Origin of the sequence: Liberiplasma polymorphum (assembly GCF_043951795.1) — a bacterium.
Taxonomy (GTDB): Bacteria; Bacillota_I; Bacilli_A; order Izemoplasmatales; family Izemoplasmataceae; genus Liberiplasma; species Liberiplasma polymorphum.
In genome coordinates this window covers 1-21,612 of the sequence record NZ_JBIOAG010000034.1, presented here as the reverse complement: position 1 = coordinate 21,612, position 21,612 = coordinate 1, and the positions used below count along the sequence as shown (strand labels likewise).

Here is a 21,612-nt window from a genome sequence, read left to right as displayed (position 1 = left end):
GCTTAAGCTCCCTTTTTTTCTTGAGGATATTGGATGTTCCAAGTATTACGTAGTGCGTCCATTTGTTTTAAAATACTTATCGTTGTAGCATGGGGCATGAATTTGCTTTCTAAAAGACCTTCTTTTATACATCGAATCGTTTCTTCTATTTGATATTCAAACCCATTTACTTTATGGGGAAGATTTAATGTTTTGATAACATCACCATCTAACGTGTAAATAGTTGCAGTCTCAGCAGCCCAAAAGTTTGGGACATGAATAAATCCTTTTGAACCATAAATTTTAGCTAATCTAGGTTTATCATAGTTAAGTGAAGCACTTAGTTTAGCGATACTACTTGGATAGTCATAAGTAATTATTTCAGCCGCGTCTACACCGGTTTGAGTATATTCACAGGTAGATTTGAAAGACGTAGGTTCACCTAAAAATATGTTTGCGTAATTAATAGGATAAATACCGATATCAAGCAATGCACCAGCACCTAAGGCGGGATTATATAAACGATCATTTAAATCTACATTTGCTTTGAAACAAAAATCTGCTTCTAAAATTTTAATATCACCAATAATGCCATCACTTAATAATGTTTGTAAGGTTTTAGTAATAGGTAAAAATCTTGTCCACATGGCTTCCATAACAAACAGTTTTTTTTCTTTTGCTAATGCAAATATTTCTTCTGCTTGTTGTGCATTTAATGTAAAAGCTTTTTCACATAAAATAGGTTTGTTGTGTTTTAAAGCAAGCATCATGTGATCGTAATGAAGTCCATGAGGCGTTGCAATATAAACACATTCTACATTTTCATCATTTAATAGCGCTTCATAAGAATCATAGGCTTTTTCAAAACCATAAGTATTTTTATAATCTTTTGCTTTATCAATATTTCTTGAAGCAATCGCATACAAGTTGCCTTGATTGTTTCTTACGGCATCACAAAATGTTCTTGCAATACGTCCTGCACCAATAACACCGAAATTTAACATTAAGTCACCTTCTTTATTCAAGATACTTTAATTATACTATGAAATGATAATGATTGGCATATAATTAGAGGTTTTGTAATTTTGCTTGTATAATATAATAGAGGTGGTTATATGAACAAGAAAAGATTATTGATAGGAGTTATAACTGGTGCTTTACTTGGAGTTGTATGCATTATTGGGGCTCAGGTTAGATCAGATTTTACCCAAAGCATAGATTATCTGTTTGCTTTTTGGTATAACCGTTTATTAATGGGAACCATATTAGGTTTATTAACTGGTATACCGCTTAATAAAGCGATTATTCGAGGAGTAATGTTGGGAACACTAATATCATTCGCTTTTTACGCATCGACAGGATTTGTGGATGTAGTTGGGTTTATTGCAGGGATTGTTTATGGCATTATAATTGAAACGACGCTTTATCATTTTGATACAAAAAAAATATCCGTTTAATGGATATTTTTTATTTGGTTTTTTTAGCGGGTTTTGGTTTAGAAACAGGTTTTGGTTTAGGTTTTGTAGTGGTAGAAGATGTTTTTTTAACAAAATCTTCATAATGGACGACAATTTGAGGAAATGGAATTTTAATATTATTTTTATCAAATAAGATTTTCATTTCTCTATTTAAGTCTCTGATTGTTTGAAGTTTTTTATCTTCATGAACAAATCCTACAATACGTAAGACAACACTAGAATCAGATAGTTCTTGTACGCCCCTATAGTAAGGACCATTAATGATATCAACTAGCTTTTCTCTTATAACATCTAAATTAGCATAAATTATCTTTTCAACTTTTTCAATATTCTCACTATAACTAATGGCTATATCACATATAGCTGGGGATAAATTACTCGAAGTATTGATTGCACCACGAATATCTGAGTTATTCATGATTTTTGTATCACCCATGATACTTTCAAATTTAGTAGTTCTAATACTCATTTCTATGACTTTGCCACGAAAGCCATCGATTTCAATGACATCCCCAATGGAGAACTGTTTTTCAGAAACAATAAATAATCCGCTTAATATATCTTCAATTAAACTTTGCGCTCCAAAACTAATGGCTAATCCTAATATACCAGCACCTGCAAGCAATGTTGGTGCTTCAACGCCCCAAGCACTTAAAATTAAGAATATTGCGATAAGGACTAAAATATAACGGATTACACCTGAAAATATTACACCAACAGTTCGATTTCTTTGACTACCTCTAAAAAACACTCTTATAACTAAGGCAAGTATTTTTGATAAGACCCAAACAAATATGATAATTGTTATAGATTCTAATAACACAATATAATAATTTTCGAAAAAGTTCATTAAATTAAAAAATTTACCAATTGTATCAGCGACGAGTGATCCAACAACGGTTTCAGAATAAAATAAGTCAGCGGTAATACCTACAATAACCAAAGTAACAACGATTATGAATACAATTATAGGGTTTGAAGATGTCTTTTTAAATTTCCTTTTTGGGGCTTTATGAGCCTTTATGGGGGTTTTTATCGATTTGCTTCTTGTGATTTGTTTTTTGTTGTTTCTAGATGGTTTACCAGACATATTTACGCCTCCAAATTAAACTGACTTGTGTGAGTTCTCTGGTTGTAAATGTTCTTGTAAGTAAGGTTTTATTACCAAAGCCTTCATTGGCTATAATTTTCAAAGTATAAGCAGTATTTGGTTGTAGATTTGAAATGGTCCCAACTTGTAGACCGGTCTCAAGCGGAATAATGATTTCATCAAATTCAGATTCTAATATTAAAACTAAACTGTCTTGGATGAGAACATTATCTTCATCTACTGTATACACTTCATAATAAATACTAGAAGAATAAATTTCTAAACGTTCAATATTTGCAATAACGCTTTTAGGACTAAACAATATAATACCACCAACAACAGCACCGGTAATAGCAATTGATGCATACATGCGTTTAAACAAACGCGTTTTTTTTGGTTTTTGACTAGATGGAGATTTAAGTGTGACATGTTTCATTATCACGCCTCCTTAAAAGTAAAAGCTTTAATTAAATTATACAATACTTTTTTATATTGATGATTATTATATAAAATATTCGTTTTATACGATTAAATTATTAATTGAATTAGTTTATGGAAATCCCTTTATTAAGGGAAAAAATAATATAATTAAAATCATATAAATTTTCATTTACAAGCACAATGTTTAACTGTATAATTATGCTGCTAATACGATACATTAGGAGAAATTATAAGTGAAGCAATACATGAATTACCTCTATAAAGATAAGATATTATTGATTGCAATGATTGTTGCAATCTTTTCTATATTCTTTGTTAAACCTAGTCTTGCTTACATTGATTATATTAGTTTTAAAGTACTTATAGGGATGTTCGGATTAATGCTTGCAGTTGCAGGACTTTATGAAGTTAATTTTTTTAGTTTTGTAACTGCACAACTATTAAAATACTTTCGTAATATTAAAATAATCGCTTTAGTAATTATTTTAACAACATTTTTCTTAGGTATGTTAATGACTAATGATGCGGTTTTGCTTACATTAGTGCCGTTTTCTGTGTTTGTTTATAAAGAACTTAATCAGGAAAAATATATTATATTAACTGTGATTTTACAAACGCTAGCAGCTAATTTAGGATCTGCCTTAATGCCAATGGGTGATCCGCAAAACATCTATTTGTATACTCAATTTAATATTCCGTTTATGGTGTTTATTAAAACGATGCTACCAGTTACCATTACGGGATTAGTATTAATTGTAATTACAACCTTATTGCTTTTTCCTTCTATTAAATGTTCACCTTATCAAAAAGAGATTAAGTTAGAAGATTTTCGTGTGATTGGTTATGGAATTGTTTTATTCATATCAATAGCATGTATCTTAGGACTTGTTAGCAATCTGTTAATATTAGGTAGTGTCTTAGTGGTAACACTATTATTAAATTTTCGATTATTTAATCGTGTGGATTACGGCTTATTAATCACGTTTGTTATGTTCTTTATATTTAGTGGGAACTTCTCACAACTAACTTATGTTCAACATATGGCAACACGTGTTTTGTCAACAAATGATTCTGTGTATTATTCAGGGTTAATACTAAGTCAGTTCATTTCTAATGTTCCATCAGCGGTACTTCTTTCAACATTTGCACCATCACATCATATTCTATCATTGCTTCAAGGTGTTAATGTTGGGGCTATGGGAACGATGATTGCATCACTTGCAAGTTTAATTACTTTTAAATTTATTGTAAAAGAGTATCCGCATGAAATTCGTAATTATCTAATTAAGTATTCTTTAATCTGTATTGTTTATATTACAGTAATTACAGTAGTAATACTTTACATTTAAAATAGGGAAACCGCTATAATAAGACGTTTATATAATTAGTTCAATATTAGTATCATAAAGATAACGACGGTTTAAATACGTATTTTATTTACAATTGTGAACTTCATTTTATAATGAAGATAAGGATATTATTGGAAGGGGATTTTATGATCCACATTAGAAAAGCAACACTTCAAGATTTAAATTTTTTAATTAATCTTGAAAGAACTAGTTTCGAAGCATCAAGACGTTTTAAAGCGTCTTCTATAAAACACAGTATAAGTAGTATTCATCAAATAGTACTTATTTTGTCATACGATGGTGTGGATGTAGCCAGTGCGATTATAAAAAGATATGATAAATCCTTACGTATATATTCTATTGCCGTTATGGATGAGTATAGAAAATTATCCTTAGGTAGAGCATTGATGCATCATATTATAGATGAAGCTAAAGAAGAGCATTTATCTCAAATCACCCTTGAAGCAGATGCGCAAAATATGCATTTGATTGAATGGTATGAATCGTTTGGTTTTCAATTACAACATGAAATTAAAGATTATTATGGTTTAGGTGAACCAGCTTATAAAATGGTATTACTATTACAGGAAAAACCCCGTATTAGTAGACATATATCAAATATTGTGGTTATAGATTACTCGATTGAATGGTTAGAATCAATAGATACAATCAGAGTTGTTAAGGCAGAAGACTTTATTAGTGATGAAAAATATCAAAATGCAAAAGGGTTGCGTGTATTTAATATGTGCTCTTCTTATGAATATCAAACGCTTGGTTATTACGTTTCCCTGCTTGCATCGGCTAGAAACTTAAGAGTTATTCCAAATGTTACAACGATTAAAGACTTCACCGATACACTCATTATTGAATCCATTGGTGATGAAGTAAATGATTTAATTCAAAAGTCGTTAAAAACGATTCGTTCTACAACATTTACGCTTTATGTCTATTTTGGTAAAACTGATACAAAAAAATATGTTAAGCTAGCTAGAGCCATGTATAAACTCTTTGAAGCACCTTTAATTGAGTGTACATTTGAAAAAGGAAAAACATGGAACTTAAAAACGGTTTCACCTCTACCTTTGGCTGAAATTGAAATGAATGAAACCATCGAGCAAACCGCGAAAGAATACTTTAATCAAAAACGCTTTACCATTAGCCGCTTTAAAGATTACAAATACGATTTAGCGATTCTAATAGATCCTGAAGAAGTTAATCCACCTTCATGTAATGTTGCATTAAGTAAGTTTAAACATGCTGCAGATAAAATTGGGTTTTATACTGAGTTCATTACTAAAGATGATTATCACAGGTTAAGCGAGTTTGATGCGCTTTTCATCCGTACTACGACAAACGTTAATGATTACACCTATAAGTTTTCACGTTATGCTTATGCAGAAGGATTAGTGGTAATTGATGATCCATGGTCAATTTTAAAATGTTCAAACAAACTATTTTTCTTTGAGAGCATGAAGTTACAAGGGGTCTTAACACCAAAATCATTGGTTGTAAGTCGTACATCATCGTATCAAGAAATCATCGAAAAGTTATCATTTCCAATTGTCTTAAAACAGCCTGACAGTGCGTTTTCCCTTGGTGTTTTTAAAGTAGTAGATGAACAAGGATTAACGGATAGACTTAACCAACTATTTGAAACCAGTGAATTAATTATTGCCCAAGAGTTTATCCAAAGTGCATTTGATTGGCGCATTGGTATTTTAGATAACAAACCACTCTTTGCCTGTAAATATTTCATGGCAAAAAACCACTGGCAAATTTATAATTGGGCAACCTCTACCGAAAAAGATATTACTGGCATTGTTGAAACTTTAGCCGTTGAAGATGTTCCTAAAGCTATAGTCGATGTCGCAATTAAGTCTGCAGAAGTTATGGGTGACGGGTTTTACGGGGTTGATATTAAAGTTGTGAATGATAAAATATACGTGATTGAAGTAAATGATAATCCTAGTGTTGATTACCGTTGGGAAGATAGATATTTAGAAGATGAACTCTATTTAAGAGTGATGAAGAATATGTATGAACGTATAGAAACGGCTCGCAATATTAAACGAAGAGTATCTCAAAGCAAATAGTGTATACTATTGTTATAGGAGTGTGATTGTATGTGTGGTCGCTTTACTGTAACTGTGAGTAACGAACTGTTAGAAGAATACTTACAAGACGCTTTTGGCATTCAAACAAAAGCTCAGTTTAATCTTCCTAGATATAATGTAGCACCAGGACAAGAAGTTATCGCAATCATTAGTGATGGAAGTAAAAACCGTGTTGGTACACTACACTGGGGCTTTGTACCACAATTTGCAAAAGATGAAAAAATCGGCTTTAGAATGATTAACGCTAGAAGTGAAACAATCATGGAAAAGCCCTCATTTAAGCCTTCCTTCATAACTAAACGGTGCCTAATATTAGCAGATAGTTTTTATGAATGGAAACGTAAAGATAAAGAAAAAATACCGTATCGTTTTTTATTAAAAGATCAAACACTCTTTACTATGGCAGGTATTTATACAACCTATATAAGAGATGATGGCACCAAACACCATAGTTGTTCAATCATTACAACAAAAGCGAATGCATTACTTGATGAGATCCATGAGCGCATGCCTGTGATATTAACAAAACATGATTGCGACGCTTGGCTTAATCCTAAAACACAAGATTTAAATTATTTACAAAATGTTTTAATCCCTTATGATGCTACTAATATGAGAATGTACCAAGTAAGTCAAGTAGTTAATAATGCTAAATCAGATACAGCAGAGTGTATTAAAGAAGTATAATTGTATTTAAAAATAATCAACCGTCTTATATTGTTATGTTTTATAAGACGGTTTTATAATGTAAAAATTACTAAAACAGAGAATTTTGATAAAATTTAGAATAAAGTTGTATTATAAGTGAAGTGAATGTATGATATAAATGTACATATTTTTATGGGAGTGTTGAAGATGAATAAAAGCAATAAAAATAGTGTAATATTATTGTATTTAGCGTTACTAGTATTTTGGATAGTTCTTGCTTCTCGAATTGGTTTAGCAGAGTTAATCGTTGGTGCAGTAGCTGTTTTACTCGTTGTGGCTTATAGTTTAGATTTAGTTTTTACAAAACATGAAGCAACTAAACTAACTTTAAAAACCTTAATCAGGTTTTTTGTATTGTTAGTCACTTTGATTAAGGAAATGATTATTGCTAATATACATGTAGCGAAAATTGTACTTAGTCCTAGTTTGCCTGTTGATCCTGGTTTTGTAAAAATTAAACAACCGTTAAAAAAAGAATTAAATCAAGCGCTTTTCGGTAATGCTATCACCTTAACCCCTGGGACGCTAACGGTAGATTTAAATAAAGATGAAATTGTTATTCATGCTTTAAAGGTTGAGTATGCACATGCAATTGAAAATGGTCCAATTCAAAAAGCATTTATTCGGTTAGAAGGTGAAGAATCATGATAGAGTCTGTAGTTTATTTTTGTATCGTATTTTTACTTATAACTTCCTTTGTGGGACTTTACCGTGCGTATAAAGGCCCAACAACAGCAGATAGAGTTGTGGCGATCAATGTTATCTCAACTAAAGTGACTACGATTATTGTTTTAATCTCATTATATGCTGCACAAGAATCTTATGTTAATGTTGCCCTTGTTTATGCGATGTTAGGATTTATTGCAACTATTGGTGTAGCGAAATACTTGATAGAAGGGAAGTTGAGTTAAATGGTTGATATCCTTCATCAAATTATTGTGATATTTTTACTTTTAAGCGGCTTGTTTTTTTATTTTGTCGGGGTTGTCGGTTTAATTCGAATGCCGGATGTGTTTTGTAGAATGCATGCAACAACTAAATGTGATACCTTAGGTGCTGGACTAATTTTTACTGGTTTAATTGTTTGGCAAGGCTTTACTTTTGTTTCTTTAAATATTTTAATTATTTTAATTTTTATTTGGTTAACAACACCAACTGCGGCTCACTCAATTGCGAAGAGTGAATATTTAAGTCAAATAAAAAATAAGGAGGAACAATAAATGGTCTTACTAAATATCATTATTGTCATTTTTCTTATTATATGTGCTATAGCGGTTGGAAGAACGAAAGATTTATTAAGTGCGGTTATCATATTTTCTGCATATTCATTAATGATGAGTGTGCTATGGCTCATATTAAATACACCAGATGTTGCTTTAACTGAGGCGGCTATTGGCGCAGGTGTAACGTGTATTTTATTTATTGCTGTTATTAGCAGAACGGAGCGATACGAGCGATGAAAAAAAGTATAACGTTTCTGCTTTTTATAGGGTTGTTTATTATATTATCAATAAATATTATGCAAATGCCATCAAAGTTTGATACAGATGCACCTGCATATAATGAGACGACACAACATTATATTGATCATTCACTTGAGGATACTGGTGCTGTGAACATCATAGCGGCTATTTTAACGGATTACCGTGCATTTGACACCTTAGGTGAGACAATTGTACTATTTACCTCTATCGTTGCAGTAGCATCGATTTTACGCGTTACAGATGAGAAGAAGAAAAAGGAGGGTGATTTGGATGAATGATGTCATTGTTAAGTCAATCACAAGATTAGTCATTCCTTTTGTACAGTTATATGGCGTTTTTATTATCTTACATGGTCATATCTCACCTGGCGGTGGATTTAGTGGTGGAGCACTTATTGGGACTAGTTTAGTGCTTTATACATTAGTCTTTGGTGTGGCTAAGGCTGAAAAAAAATTCTCACACCGTGTAAGTGAGTTTGCAGAAAGTGGTGGCATCTTACTTTATTTAGTTATCGGTATTATCGGTATTATTTTTGCAGGAAGTTTTTTAGCTAATATTGAAGCTAGATTTCCCATTGGAAAGCCTGGGGAATTGCTTAGCGGTGGGATGATTCCAATTTTAATGATTGGGATTGGGATAAAAGTTGCATCCACATTTATTACATTATTTCACACGTTGATTGAGGAGGAAATAGCATGAGTTTTCTTCAATCGATTATAGAACACATTAATTATCTTGGTGCTATGGCACTCTTTACGATTGGACTTTACACAGTTGTAACACACAGTAATTTGATAAAAAGGATTATTGGGATTAACATTATGGGTACGGGCATCTTCTTATTTTTTATTGCGATTGGAAATGTAACAGGAGGTCAACCACCGATTGTTGATCCAAGTAATCCTGATGTTATTTATATTAATCCAGTACCTTCAGTACTTATTTTAACTGGGATTGTCGTTGTTGTATCTATTACAGTATATAGTTTAAGTTTAGTTATAAGGATTTATGAAACCTATGGAACCATTGATCACGATGAAATAGCAAAATTAGTGAGCGAGGAACAGAAAAATGATTGAACAACTACCGATAATTAACTTAATACTGTTTATAGCAATGGCGCTCATTATTCCTTTATTTAAAAAACGTAATTTTAATTTAACAACGACATTAGGATTAGTTGTTTTACTATTAGTGTTAGCCTCTTCAGTTGTGATCTTACATCATGTCCATACGGTGGGTGCATATTATTACCGTTTTGGTAATTATACAGGGGTTATAGGAATTGAATTATTGATTGATTCTTATTCAGCGTTTTTCGCGTTGTTCATTATCTCACTTGTCACTATCATCTATATTTATTCTACAGGGGATGCCACAGAAGGCGTCGCTGAGAAAGAGTATGGACGTTATTATATTTTATTATTTATTTTATTATTTGCGATGTTTGGAATCATTTATACAAATGACTTATTTAACACCTATGTTTTTATGGAAATTCTCTCTATTACCACGTGTAGTATTATTTCGATTAAACGTAAGAAAGAAAATTATACCGCCGCTTTTAGATATGTTATGTTAAATGAAGTCGGCTCACTTTCTTATTTGTTTGGCGTAGCACTTTTATATATGATTACCGGTTATACAAATACCGAACTAGTCGCAGCAAGTGTTCGTGAGAATTTTCATTTATATCCAGCAAACCTTATGATGGCTATTGGATTTATGGTAACTGGAATCGGTATTAAAGCCGCGATTTTCCCCTTTCATATTTGGTTACCAGATGCCCACTCTACTGCACCTTCAAGTTCAAGTGCGATATTAAGTGCGATTGTAGTTAAGGTATATATTTTAATCATGGTAAAAATTTTGTTTAGAGTCTTTGGGATCGACATATTAGAAAGTTTAAACATCCCGCTTATCCTAACCGTCATTGCCTCGATTGGAATGATTATGGGGTCTGTGTTTGCGATTGCTCAAAAAGATGTTAAAAGGATGCTAGGGTATTCTTCTGTTGCACAGATTGGCTATATTGTATTAGGGGTTGGATTGGTTAGCTTCTTAGGATTACAAGCGGCGTTTTATCATATAATTTCTCATGGATTAATGAAGGCTGCACTCTTCTTAAGTGTTGGGGCAATCATCTATCATAAAAAAACACGACGTGTGAATGACTTTGATGGAATTGCTTACACAATGCCAGCATCAATGATAGTCTTTAGTATTGCATCACTTGGGATGATTGGCATACCTTTGACAAGTGGATTTATCTCCAAGTTTAACTTAAGTATAGCAGCGTTAGATGCAGGGAAAGGTCTATTTATAGGGGTTATTGTTTTAAGTGGATTTTTAAATGCACTTTACTATTTACCGATATTAATTCAAGCCTTCTTAAAAGAAAGTAAAGAAGGAAGAAGTACGATGAAGTTAGAACGCCTGCCTAAAACGATGTTATTTCCTATTTTGTTATTAGGGTTTTTAATTGTGTTAATTGGTGTCTTTCCAAATTTAGTGATGGGGTTACTTGAAGCTGCAGCTTTAAGTTTACAATAAGGGGGTCATCAAATGAAAAAAAGACAGACAGATATTGTATGTGTGCCAAGATATAAGAAAATTGTTGGTAGCTTTACGGTTCAATCAACAGTACTTGTTATGTTAGCCTTTTTAGTTGTGGCACTTTTTATTGCCGGGATTAATGGCCGTTTAGATATGTTAAGCTTTTTAATGGATATTGGCTTTATTGTATGGTTTTTAGACTTTTTAAACACATTAGACAGCTTGCCTTTAATCATTATTTTATTACCACTAATTGGTTCAGTCATGCTTATTTATTTAGGAAGAAACTCATGTTTTAGTCGTGATATTATTGTAATTAGCATGACGCTTTTAACAATGGTGTTAAGTTTATTTACTTATACACGTGCGATTGAGGGTGGCTTATTATTTGAAATCCCAGCTGTTATGGGATTAGGCCTTTCTTTTAATGTAGATATGTTAAGTTTCACTATGCTCATGATTACGAGTGTTATCTGGTTTATTGTTATGATCTATGCACATGAATATATGTTAAGAGAATTTCACTGTACACGATTTTTCTTTTTTATGGGGATTACTTATAGTGCTGTTCTTGGAACGATTATGGCAGGCGATTTATTAACATTATTTTTATTCTTTGAAGTTATGACGTTTGCGTCTTATATGCTAGTTATCCATGGCCAAAAAGAAGAATCCTATAACGCAGGATACAATTATATCTTTATGGGTATCATTGGTGGGTTTGCGATACTAGTTGCTTTATTTTTACTCTATTTTACTGTGGGCGATTTAAGCTTTCAAAGTGCAATTCATACTTTAAAAGATGCTGGCAGCATAAAATATTGGATTATCTTTTTACTTATATTTGGCTTTGGGATAAAAGCTGGGATGGCACCAGTTCATGTATGGTTACCACGTGCTCATCCAGTCGCACCAACACCAGCTAGTGCATTACTTTCAGGGATTATGATTAAACTTGGAGCTTACGGAATTTTACGTGTTGCAACAAGTTATTATTTTCCTGCTAAAGGCAGTGTAGATAGTTATACTGATCCTATTTGGTTAGAAACAAGTACCATCGGTGCAGGGATTATATGGATTGGAATTATTACAATGAGTATTGGCGTTTTCTTTGCACTGCAACAATCCAATATTAAAAGAATGTTAGCATACCACTCGATTAGTCAAATGGGCTATATTGTTATGGGGATTGGAGTGGCATTATATTTAGGTTATCAAGGCGCAATGGGTTATGCTGGTGCGGTTTACCACATTATAAATCATGCCTTATTTAAGTCATTACTCTTTATGGTTGCTGGGGTTGTTTATTATCATACAGGAGAATCGGATATGTATAAACTCGGAGGATTGTGGCGAAAATTACCACTTACAGCAACCGTATGTTTAATTGCAGCACTAGGGATTAGCGGTATGCCGCTATTTAATGGTTTTATTTCTAAATCGATATTACATCACGGTATTGTAGAAGCTTATGAATACGGACATAGTTCATTTTATTATGCAGAGTTAATCTTTATGGTAATTAGTGCAGGGACTGTATGTTCGTTTATTAAATTGTTCTATTATGTGTTCTTAAGAAAAATGCCTGAGCAATATAAAAGCATTAAACCTGAATACAACAATTTAGATACAGCAATGGTCGCGATTGCACTAATGATTGTTTTAATAGGACTTAACCCACATTTTATATTAAACACGTTTATTATCCCGTCACTTAGTCAAGTGACCTATGATCCATATTTTATTCAAAATTACATTGTAGATATTGCTTTCTTTACAGGATCAGACTTACTCACAATGGTCATAGTTATCGTGTTAGGATCATTCATATTCTTATTTGGTACAAAGTTACATTTATTCCATTTAAAATTACCTTATTGGTTGAGTTTAGAATATTTAATTTTCTATCCAATGAATATTGTTATTAAAAATGCGTGTAAACTAATGTATGGCGATCAGTGTCCACTTAATGAGGATACACTAAAAATACTTGAGGTTAAAAATAATAAACAGACCGGGTTCTTAGACCGATTTGTAATTATGGCAAATGTATTTAACGTTCGCTATGAGGCAAAAATTATTAAAAGTGATGCGTTTATTTATACTGTGTTTATAACAGGGATTCTCGTATTTATGATTATTATGCAGTTAATTTAAAGTCCGACATTTCGGACTTTTTTAATGCATATCATTTGAAATATTTCGAATTCGAAATATAATTAAAAGTATATCAAGGAGGTTATTATATGAAAAACTTAAAAGGAATACACCATGTTACTGCCATTACGAGTAGTGCAGAAAAAATATATGAATTTTTTACTTATGTATTAGGGCTTAGACTCGTTAAAAAAACCGTCAATCAAGACGATATAAACACGTATCATTTATTTTTTGCAGATGATGTAGGTAGTGCTGGGACTGATATGACATTTTTCGATTTTAAAGGAATTAATAAAGCAAAAAAAGGCACAGATGAGATTGCTAAAACAGGGTTTAGAGTGCCAACGCATGAATCACTCGTTTATTGGATTAAACGTTTTGATCATTACAATGTCCGTCATGAAGGAATTGAAACGTTGTTTAACCGTGAACTCATTTATTTTTACGATTTTGACGGACAAGAATATGCGCTTTTTTCAGATGAGAATGTTCAAGGCGTTGCCTCAGGTATCCCATGGGAAAAAGGCCCAGTCCCTAATGAATATGCCATTACCGGATTAGGTCCGATATTCTTTAGAGTAGATAATATACAAAAAATGCATGAAGTCTTAACCGATTACATGAGTATGCGTTTTGTAGAAAAAAATGAACGCTATAGTTTATATGAAATGGGAGAAGGCGGAAACGGTGCAAGTGTAATCCTTGATTACCAACCAATGTTAGCAAGTGCTTATCAAGGGTTTGGTGGGGTTCATCATGTTGCTTTCCGAATTGAAGATAAACAAGCGTTAGATGAATGGATTGAACGATTAAATAAGTTAAACGCAAGACATTCTGGATTTGTCGATCGTTTTTATTTCAAATCGCTTTATACTAGGCTTTACCGTAATATTTTATTTGAGTTTGCAACAGAAGGACCTGGGTTTATTGATGACGAGGAAGACTATGAAACCTTAGGTGAAACTTTAGCTTTACCGCCAAAACTAAGAAATCAAAGACAATATGTTGAATCAGTAGTACGACCAATTGATACTGTAAGAAGCTCAAAAACCTTTAATAAGGAATATTTCTAGTGGCAGCTAATCTTAAAACGATAACGATTTTGTTTAGAGCGCATAATGCCATAGCTAATGTCATCAAAGATGATGTTGCTAAATATGGATTAAATACAACAGAATTTGGCACATTAGAAGCCTTATATCATAAAGGTCCTTTAACGGTTAAAGAGATATTAGAAAAAGTACTTATCGCAAATTCGAGTATGAGTTATGTGATAGAAACCTTAGTAAAAAAAGGATACATTCAAAAACAATGTAAAAAAAATGATAGACGCAGTTTTGTAGTTTCACTCACTAAACAAGGTCAAAAGTTTATGGATGAGGTATATCCTATTCACGAAACACGATTATTAGATGTTTTGAATCGTTTAACAGAAGAAGAAAAGACACAGTTACAAACTTTACTTAAGAAAATTGGTAAAAGCACGGAGTAATTAACTTTACAAATATTATTTCTTATAGATATCTTAAATGAAACAGATACCAATTTTAGTTAGAACTAATCAAGTGAACAAATTTGTGGTACAATAGTTTTTGAGATTAATCACAAATTGATGTTCACTTTTTTAATTTACAGGAGGATTTAAAATTATGAGTGAATTTTTTGAAACATTTTTACTGGGTGAAGGCGTCTTTATTAGATTTGTATTTTCCCTAATATTAGCCATTTCCTTAGGATTAATTATTGCCTATATTTATAAACTAACGCATAAAGGCATGAATTATGAACGTGCATTTTTATCAACACTTATTACATTAGGGCCAATTGTGACATTGGTCATGTTTTTCATACAAGGTGACTTAGTTTTATCTTTAGGATTAGTAGGGTCATTATCTATTATTCGATTTAGAACACCGATAAAAGATACTAAAGATATGGTGTTTTTGTTTTGGTCGATAGCGATTGGATTAGGCGTAGGGACAAACAACTGGACTTTATCTATTGTGGCAACCATCGTTTTAAGTATCTTAATGGTTATGATGTATAAAGTGAAGCAAGGAAGTTCATTTCATAAAGAGTATATTTTAGTGATTACTGGAAATAATATATTTGACAAAACACCATTAGATTTATTTAAAGAAGAAACCAACGTCAAAATCTTTTTAAGAAGTAGTGACTATCAAGGTGACAGTTTTGAAATGGTATATGAGATTACTTTTGATCAAAAATACATAGACAATGTTCATAAAATGGTCAATTCGTTAAAAGAAGATATTAATATTAAAAAAGTTTCATTATTATCGCCACAATTAGCATTACCGATGTAACATGATTGATACGTCTAGATACGAACACAAATATCTTTTAACGATTAAAGAGTATTACATGATAAAGTTTGCTTTAAAACCATTTGTAGAACAAGATCCATTTTCAACAGTTGCTAAAAATGAACGTTATTTAGTCAGAAGTTTATATTATGATTCTTTAGATCTTAAAGCATATCAAGATAGAGACCATGGTATTTATGGACGTATTAAATGTCGTATAAGAGCTTATTCGCATGAACCAAGTCAACAACAACCAATATCTATTGAAATTAAAACAAAAAGAGGCACATTTCAAACAAAATATAATACGTTAGTGCCTGCATACTATTATGATGAATTCCTCTTAAATAAGGCGTTTCCCGATAATCATGATCCTGTTTTAACCGAATTTGCAAGGTTAGTAAAAACCAGACAATTAAGTCCTCAGTATTTAGTACAATATTACCGAGAAGGTTATATAAGTAAATTTAAAGAAGATGTACGAATTACATTTGACCATGAAGTAAAAAGTGCAAGAACAGTTGATTTATATGACAAAGATATTTTGCTAAAAAATCATCAACCAGCGTATATTGTACTAGAAATAAAATATGCAAAAGATGAACCAGCTTGGTTAACCACACTAATCAAAAAATATTCTTTAAAAAGGGAATCGAACAGTAAATATATACAAAGTGTAGATCAATTTAAACCAATTATTTTGAAATAAAGAAAGGATGATCTGTTTGAAGAAATTACTTTTACTTAGCTTAATATTAATAGTAGGCCTTTCTTTAGCTGCTTGTAGAAGACGTAGTGGCACTGTGATTACGTTTGAAGATCCTAACTTGTCACTTGCGATAAGAGAACAATTAAATCAAAGATTTGAAGAGATTTATTTAGAGGATGTTATCAAGATTACTACGCTTGATGCAACAGGTTATGGGATTTTTTCACTTGAAGGAATCGAACAACTCACTGCCTTAAATACCCTCATTTTAGAAGATAATTTTATTGAAGATGTCTCACCGTTACAATCATTAGAGCATTTGACACATCTCAATTTAAGAAATAATGAAATTACCAGTTTAGAAACTATTAATTTTGATGCCATTACCCATTTATCTTTAAAACATCTTAATCTTAGACACAACGTCTATAGACCCAATCCAAATGATCGTTCAATTCAAGCAAGATTATCAGATATTTCTTTGTTAAGTGAAATGTATACGTTAGAATTTTTAAGTTTAAGAGATAATTTTATAGAAGATATATCTCCATTAGAACATTTAACCCACCTTATTGAACTTGATTTATCAGAAAACAGTGTTGAAAATCAACATATTGAATTACTTTATAGATTAATACAATTAGAACATCTTAATATACGTGAAACTAATGTAACTAAAATTGATGTTGTCTCTAGATTTACTCAGTTACGTTATTTAAACATCCATTCAAATACTGAATTAGAAACGCTTGAACCGATTAAAAATTTAGTGAATCTTGAAACACTTATCGCAACGAACGTTCCATTATTTAATGAGATTGACTACTTAGAAAACCTCACAAATTTAAAACGCTTAAATATTGAAAACACACAAGTCAGTGATATACGTGTCCTCGGTAGATTGATGGCAAAAGGTGCCTTACAAGACATACCCGCATCAAATGTCGAAGCTGAAGTTAACTTAAATAATAATCCAATCCCAATTGTAAAAGAAGATAGTCTTTATGGATTTAACCCAGTAAGGCCTTATTGGGATAATATTACGCATAAAACACCAAACACGTTACCAGGATTTCCAAGTGCTTCTGTTATGATTAATGAGTTTATGGCATCAAATGGGAGTTCATTAGCAGATAGTGATGGCGATTTTGAAGATTGGATTGAACTTTATAATCCGAATAATACTGCTTATGACTTAAGTCATTATTATTTATCGGATAATGATGACAATCCATTAAAATGGCAATTACCAGACAATATAACCATACCCGCAAATGGCTATTTAGTTATTTTTGCATCTGGAAAAGATAAAGTCACAGCGCAAGGTGAAATTCATACTAATTTTAAAATTAGCTTAGAAGGCGAGCCTTTATTATTAACGAGTAAAGATGCAAAAACATTAATTGATTATGTTTTACCAGTTTTAGTACCGCGTGATATGTCATACGGAAGACTAATAGATGGTGGCGATATATGGGGGTACTTTGATTACCAAAACATCTCACCGGGTGCTTCAAACAACACTATGACACCATTTGATCTAGAAAATAATGAATTACCAATGTCTACATCATTTAATATTGAACCATTTGATCGTTTATTCAATGACAATGTTTTAAAATCGTTTACCATTCAAATCAGTGAGGAAGAATGGCTGAAATATGACCAAGAGATGCTAAATTATGCTTCCTTATTTAATGGCGAGTTACGTACAGATTACTATGCTCGTGTTAATTTGATTTATGAAGATCATTTAGGGTCAGTAGTTATTGAAGATGTAGGGTTTAGAACTAGAGGTAATCTCTCAAGAGTGCGTATTCAAAACGATGATGGATCATTAAATTTGTCACATTTTAAGTTTTCATTTGATGAAGATTTTAATGATGCATCGATTAGCCACAACCGCAATCGAAATGTTTTTGAGTTAGAAGAGATTGACTTAAAGTTTAATAGAAACTGGGATTCTACATATCTAACCGAAAAATTTTCTATGGATTTATTTAATGCTTATGGGGTTTATGCGGCTCATACGACACTTGCAAATATTTATGTACAAATTGGAAATGAAACCCATTTTTATGGTGTTTATACTATTTTTGAACCAATTGATAAAAACTTTCTAGAGCGTAGATTCGATGATGCAGCCTCTGAAGGTAATCTTTATAAAAACCTTTGGCAACAACATGGACCCGCTGCACTTCAACATCCTATTCCAAATAATGCACTTGGTATAAAAGATACTTCAATCAATTACCGACCAGCATATGACTTGAAAACAAATAAAGATACTTTTGATACAACAGGTTTAGAACAATTCATTTATCAGATTAATCGTTTAAATGGGTCAGCATTCAAAACGTATATTGAAGAACATTTTGAAGTAGATTTGTTTTTAAGACTTATGGCAGTCGGTGTATTATTAGGGAACCCAGATGATTACCGCGCTATGGGAAACAATTACTATTTTTATCATAACCCCGTTACCAATAAATTTATGATGATTCCCTATGACTATGATCATGGTATGGCACAAGGATGGGACGCATCACCTGTGTTTTCAAATTGGACAGTTGGGGCTAACATTTATACATGGGGTAATGTGAATAAACATTTACTGGGTGTCAACAACTACCCACATCCTTTAAGTGATAAAATCCTTAGTATTCCTGAATATCAAGTTATTTATGAATCACATTTAAGAGAACTTATTGATCCAGCAAACAATTTATTTAGTTTTAACCATTTTAATCAAGTCTTTGATACACAAAAAGCTGTGTATGATCCATTCGTAAACCAAGCGATGATGAATCAGCGTTTTGGTTTAAGAAATGTAGAATGGTACATGAATGCAAAGGTAGCTGATGTTCAACAACAATTAACGTATTATTACAATAACCCCTCAAAAAGAGGGCTTTAAGACAAACGAAAATTAGGTTTGTCTTTTTTATTAGTTTACAAAAAAGTACAAAAGGTGTAATATTACACTATGAGGAGGTGTTGTATGAGCAAACTTTCAAAAGAGGATTTTACGGCACTGGTATCTAGTAAGATTAGACTGGTTAGAAATGAATACAATTTTTCTCAAGAAAAAATGGCAGAACTCATTGGTGTATCAAAAAAAACATTAATTCAAATCGAAAAAGACAGACTAAAGGCTTCATGGACAGTGGTGTTAGCCATATGTGGATTATTTAGAGAAAGTGAAATACTAAAAATGACATTAGGGGAAGACCCAGTAGAACTTATAGAAATGATTTCGTTTGAACATCTATCAATTCCTAAATCGATGACCGGTGGTGGAAAAATGTTTTGGAAGACAGTAAGTAAAGATGGTAAGTTTCATATGCAAAAAAACTTAATTTCAAATCATTACCGTATCATTGATGGAAACGGAAAACGATGGGTAAGCTCTTATAACAAGGCTTTTGTAGAAGAAGAATTTGAACTATTAATAAAAAGGGGAGTAGATTATGAAGAAGAAACTCAATAGATTTTACTATAGATTTTTAGTTAATGAACTTGAAGAAAATCAAGATAGAGGCATTATTTCTAAGCAACAAAAAGAGGATATGCTTACTTATTATGAAGAGGGCATTGGCCTTAACTTTATTCGTGTATTAGTTACAGTAGGTGCTATATTAATCGGGCTGGGCTTTTTACTTCTTGTAGCAGGCAACTGGGCACTAATACCTGATTTATTAAAAGTGTTTATACTCATTATTACCATTGGTTTATTTATGGGTGCATCCTACATAACTGAAAAAGCACATCCTATGACAAGTATGGCGCTGTTATATACAGCAAGCATTATTTTTGGATCTGCGATTTTTCTAATAAATGATGCCTATCATTTAGGGTTACAAATGAACACCAGTTATTTTATTTGGATATTAGGTGTATTAGCCCTTAGTGCATTAAGAAAAGACATACTTCTTTTTCTATTCGCACATGGACTTGCATTGATCTATTTATTTACTAGTTTTAATGAGTTCATTTTCATTCAAGCAATTCTTTTACTCATTGTGTTTTATTTAGGAAATTATTACTTCAAATATAAGCAAATTCTAACATTTAGTACCCTTGTATTATCACTAGTCTTTATGCTTTATGCATTTAACTACTATGATGTAAGCGGCTTTATGACAGCTTGGTTCTTTATCATTATCGGTGCAGCAATGTATTATTATAAACATAACCTAAATTACCAAATCTTTCAGTTTATTGGTCTAGTATCTGCTAGTATCGCTGCGTTTACACTCACATTTAAATATGTTTGGGAACAACAAACCTTCATAGATCAAGGATCGTATTATTCTATCCCATTTACAATTCTTTACATGATTTTCTTATTTACTTTATTAACTAAAAGACATGTAACACCACTAGTGATTATAGGCATTTTTATCATGCGTTTTTACTTTGATACTTTATATGACTTCTTACCACGTTCATTATTCTTTATAATCGGTGGCGTTATGGTCTTAGCAATAGGGTTTTATATTGAACGTTACAGAAAGGTTATAGTAAATGATGAAGATACTCAAAAAGAGTAAGTTGTTACAATATACTCTAGCCTTTTTAGTGCTTTTAAGTTTGTTGTTTGTGATTACACTTCCTAAATTAACTGTTTACTGGCTAGGAGAAGAGTTGCAAATCGAGATGACAACCCCAACACCTAATGCAACTGATAGGGGGTATTTATTTGTTGAATATGACATCGAGTTTATACCCTACTCAATTATGGATATAGAATTATTAGAAATAGCGACTAGTTTAATGCTTGAATATTGGGATAAGTATGATGAAATCGCAAATAAAAACATTTATATTACGATTGAACAACAAGATAATCAAATCATTCTACTTAGTGCATCATTTGAAAAGCCCGTAGATAGTCTTTATTTAATTGGATCGTTTAAGCGTATATGGGGAACTGAAGGGATACAAGTTAGTTATGGACTTGAAGATTCTATTTATACAAGTAAGTTAACGCAAACGCAAAAAGACACATTAAGAAACGCAGAGCCACTGCTTGTGGATGTACGTGTTTATAGAGGAAAAATCATCTTTGTACGTATTGCATCTGAAGGATAAAAAGATTCATACGTATCATAAAAAAGGCACAATTTGTGCTTTTTTTATTTCTTTTCAAACATTTAAACAAGTGTATAAAGCCTACAACCTTATAACTCATGTTAAAATAAAATTAAAGTGATG

The 21,612-nt window shown here is 31.9% G+C and carries 24 protein-coding genes; 21 read left to right on the top strand and 3 right to left on the bottom strand.

Translation table 11 applies throughout. From position 1 onward, the window contains the following. Positions 1–2: 2 nt before the first annotated feature. Positions 3–983: a Gfo/Idh/MocA family protein gene (locus tag ACHAJD_RS07905; RefSeq protein ID WP_435585324.1), complete on the bottom strand. Its 981-nt coding sequence runs from the start codon at positions 981–983 to the stop codon at positions 3–5. A gap of 111 nt (positions 984–1,094) precedes the next feature. Between ACHAJD_RS07905 and ACHAJD_RS07900 the strand changes: the two genes are divergently transcribed. Further along, positions 1,095–1,436 (top strand): hypothetical protein, encoded by a 342-nt coding sequence (locus ACHAJD_RS07900; RefSeq protein WP_435585323.1) that lies wholly within the window; start codon positions 1,095–1,097, stop codon positions 1,434–1,436. Positions 1,437–1,446: 10 nt separating this feature from the next. Here the strand turns inward: ACHAJD_RS07900 and ACHAJD_RS07895 are convergent, their stop codons facing one another. Both ACHAJD_RS07895 and ACHAJD_RS07890 read right to left on the bottom strand, forming a co-directional pair. Then, a complete protein-coding gene (locus ACHAJD_RS07895; protein WP_435585322.1) occupies positions 1,447–2,547 on the bottom strand; it encodes a mechanosensitive ion channel family protein in 1,101 nt (366 codons plus the stop codon). Further along, positions 2,537–2,983, bottom strand: a complete 447-nt coding sequence (locus ACHAJD_RS07890) for a hypothetical protein (protein ID WP_435585321.1) — start codon at positions 2,981–2,983, stop codon at positions 2,537–2,539. Before ACHAJD_RS07890 ends, ACHAJD_RS07895 begins: the two co-directional genes overlap by 11 nt. Before the next feature lie 250 nt (positions 2,984–3,233). On the opposite strand from ACHAJD_RS07890, the gene ACHAJD_RS07885 reads away from it, so the two are divergent. The 20 genes from ACHAJD_RS07885 to ACHAJD_RS07790 all read left to right on the top strand — a co-directional run bounded on the left by ACHAJD_RS07885 (position 3,234) and on the right by ACHAJD_RS07790 (position 21,489). After that, the gene (locus tag ACHAJD_RS07885; RefSeq protein ID WP_435585320.1) at positions 3,234–4,337 is read left to right on the top strand and encodes an SLC13 family permease; all 1,104 of its coding nucleotides are present in this window, start codon (positions 3,234–3,236) and stop codon (positions 4,335–4,337) included. A gap of 146 nt (positions 4,338–4,483) precedes the next feature. Next, complete coding sequence (locus ACHAJD_RS07880; protein WP_435585319.1) at positions 4,484–6,430, top strand: GNAT family N-acetyltransferase; 1,947 nt, start codon at positions 4,484–4,486, stop codon at positions 6,428–6,430. Positions 6,431–6,460: 30 nt separating this feature from the next. Continuing rightward, positions 6,461–7,138 (top strand): SOS response-associated peptidase, encoded by a 678-nt coding sequence (locus tag ACHAJD_RS07875; RefSeq protein WP_435585318.1) that lies wholly within the window; start codon positions 6,461–6,463, stop codon positions 7,136–7,138. Between the two features lie 168 nt (positions 7,139–7,306). After that, entirely contained in the window at positions 7,307–7,807 is a 501-nt protein-coding gene (locus ACHAJD_RS07870; RefSeq protein WP_435585317.1) for a Na+/H+ antiporter subunit E, read from the top strand. Further along, a complete protein-coding gene (locus ACHAJD_RS07865; RefSeq protein WP_435585316.1) occupies positions 7,804–8,070 on the top strand; it encodes an MrpF/PhaF family protein in 267 nt (88 codons plus the stop codon). The genes ACHAJD_RS07870 and ACHAJD_RS07865 overlap by 4 nt, the downstream gene beginning before the upstream one ends. After that, positions 8,071–8,379, top strand: coding sequence for a monovalent cation/H(+) antiporter subunit G (mnhG, locus tag ACHAJD_RS07860; RefSeq protein WP_435585315.1), 309 nt, complete (start codon positions 8,071–8,073; stop codon positions 8,377–8,379). It abuts the gene before it with no gap. Continuing rightward, positions 8,380–8,619: a hydrogenase subunit MbhD domain-containing protein gene (locus ACHAJD_RS07855; RefSeq protein WP_435585314.1), complete on the top strand. Its 240-nt coding sequence runs from the start codon at positions 8,380–8,382 to the stop codon at positions 8,617–8,619. Continuing rightward, positions 8,616–8,921, top strand: coding sequence for a hydrogen gas-evolving membrane-bound hydrogenase subunit E (gene mbhE / locus ACHAJD_RS07850; RefSeq protein ID WP_435585313.1), 306 nt, complete (start codon positions 8,616–8,618; stop codon positions 8,919–8,921). Before ACHAJD_RS07855 ends, mbhE begins: the two co-directional genes overlap by 4 nt. Next, positions 8,914–9,342 carry an MnhB domain-containing protein gene (locus ACHAJD_RS07845; RefSeq protein WP_435585312.1) on the top strand — a complete coding sequence of 143 codons (429 nt, stop codon included), beginning with the start codon at positions 8,914–8,916 and terminating at the stop codon, positions 9,340–9,342. Before mbhE ends, ACHAJD_RS07845 begins: the two co-directional genes overlap by 8 nt. Continuing rightward, positions 9,339–9,722, top strand: coding sequence for a sodium:proton antiporter (locus ACHAJD_RS07840; RefSeq protein ID WP_435585311.1), 384 nt, complete (start codon positions 9,339–9,341; stop codon positions 9,720–9,722). Before ACHAJD_RS07845 ends, ACHAJD_RS07840 begins: the two co-directional genes overlap by 4 nt. Continuing rightward, positions 9,715–11,196 carry a proton-conducting transporter transmembrane domain-containing protein gene (locus ACHAJD_RS07835; RefSeq protein ID WP_435585310.1) on the top strand — a complete coding sequence of 494 codons (1,482 nt, stop codon included), beginning with the start codon at positions 9,715–9,717 and terminating at the stop codon, positions 11,194–11,196. The genes ACHAJD_RS07840 and ACHAJD_RS07835 overlap by 8 nt, the downstream gene beginning before the upstream one ends. A gap of 12 nt (positions 11,197–11,208) precedes the next feature. Next, positions 11,209–13,356, top strand: a complete 2,148-nt coding sequence (locus ACHAJD_RS07830) for a complex I subunit 5 family protein (protein ID WP_435585309.1) — start codon at positions 11,209–11,211, stop codon at positions 13,354–13,356. Between the two features lie 89 nt (positions 13,357–13,445). Next, the gene (locus tag ACHAJD_RS07825; protein ID WP_435585308.1) at positions 13,446–14,432 is read left to right on the top strand and encodes a VOC family protein; all 987 of its coding nucleotides are present in this window, start codon (positions 13,446–13,448) and stop codon (positions 14,430–14,432) included. Next, on the top strand, positions 14,432–14,851 hold the full coding sequence (locus tag ACHAJD_RS07820; protein WP_435585307.1) for a MarR family winged helix-turn-helix transcriptional regulator: 420 nt from the start codon (positions 14,432–14,434) through the stop codon (positions 14,849–14,851). The genes ACHAJD_RS07825 and ACHAJD_RS07820 overlap by 1 nt, the downstream gene beginning before the upstream one ends. Positions 14,852–15,008: 157 nt before the next feature. Then, positions 15,009–15,686 carry a DUF4956 domain-containing protein gene (locus ACHAJD_RS07815; RefSeq protein WP_435585306.1) on the top strand — a complete coding sequence of 226 codons (678 nt, stop codon included), beginning with the start codon at positions 15,009–15,011 and terminating at the stop codon, positions 15,684–15,686. 1 nt (position 15,687) lies between these two features. Continuing rightward, on the top strand, positions 15,688–16,395 hold the full coding sequence (locus tag ACHAJD_RS07810; protein WP_435585305.1) for a polyphosphate polymerase domain-containing protein: 708 nt from the start codon (positions 15,688–15,690) through the stop codon (positions 16,393–16,395). A gap of 16 nt (positions 16,396–16,411) precedes the next feature. Then, positions 16,412–19,312, top strand: coding sequence for a CotH kinase family protein (locus ACHAJD_RS07805; RefSeq protein ID WP_435585304.1), 2,901 nt, complete (start codon positions 16,412–16,414; stop codon positions 19,310–19,312). A gap of 84 nt (positions 19,313–19,396) precedes the next feature. Continuing rightward, positions 19,397–19,885: a helix-turn-helix transcriptional regulator gene (locus tag ACHAJD_RS07800; protein WP_435585303.1), complete on the top strand. Its 489-nt coding sequence runs from the start codon at positions 19,397–19,399 to the stop codon at positions 19,883–19,885. Then, the gene (locus ACHAJD_RS07795; RefSeq protein ID WP_435585302.1) at positions 19,866–20,948 is read left to right on the top strand and encodes a DUF2157 domain-containing protein; all 1,083 of its coding nucleotides are present in this window, start codon (positions 19,866–19,868) and stop codon (positions 20,946–20,948) included. Before ACHAJD_RS07800 ends, ACHAJD_RS07795 begins: the two co-directional genes overlap by 20 nt. Continuing rightward, positions 20,923–21,489 (top strand): hypothetical protein, encoded by a 567-nt coding sequence (locus tag ACHAJD_RS07790; protein WP_435585301.1) that lies wholly within the window; start codon positions 20,923–20,925, stop codon positions 21,487–21,489. The genes ACHAJD_RS07795 and ACHAJD_RS07790 overlap by 26 nt, the downstream gene beginning before the upstream one ends. Positions 21,490–21,612 lie beyond the last annotated feature (123 nt).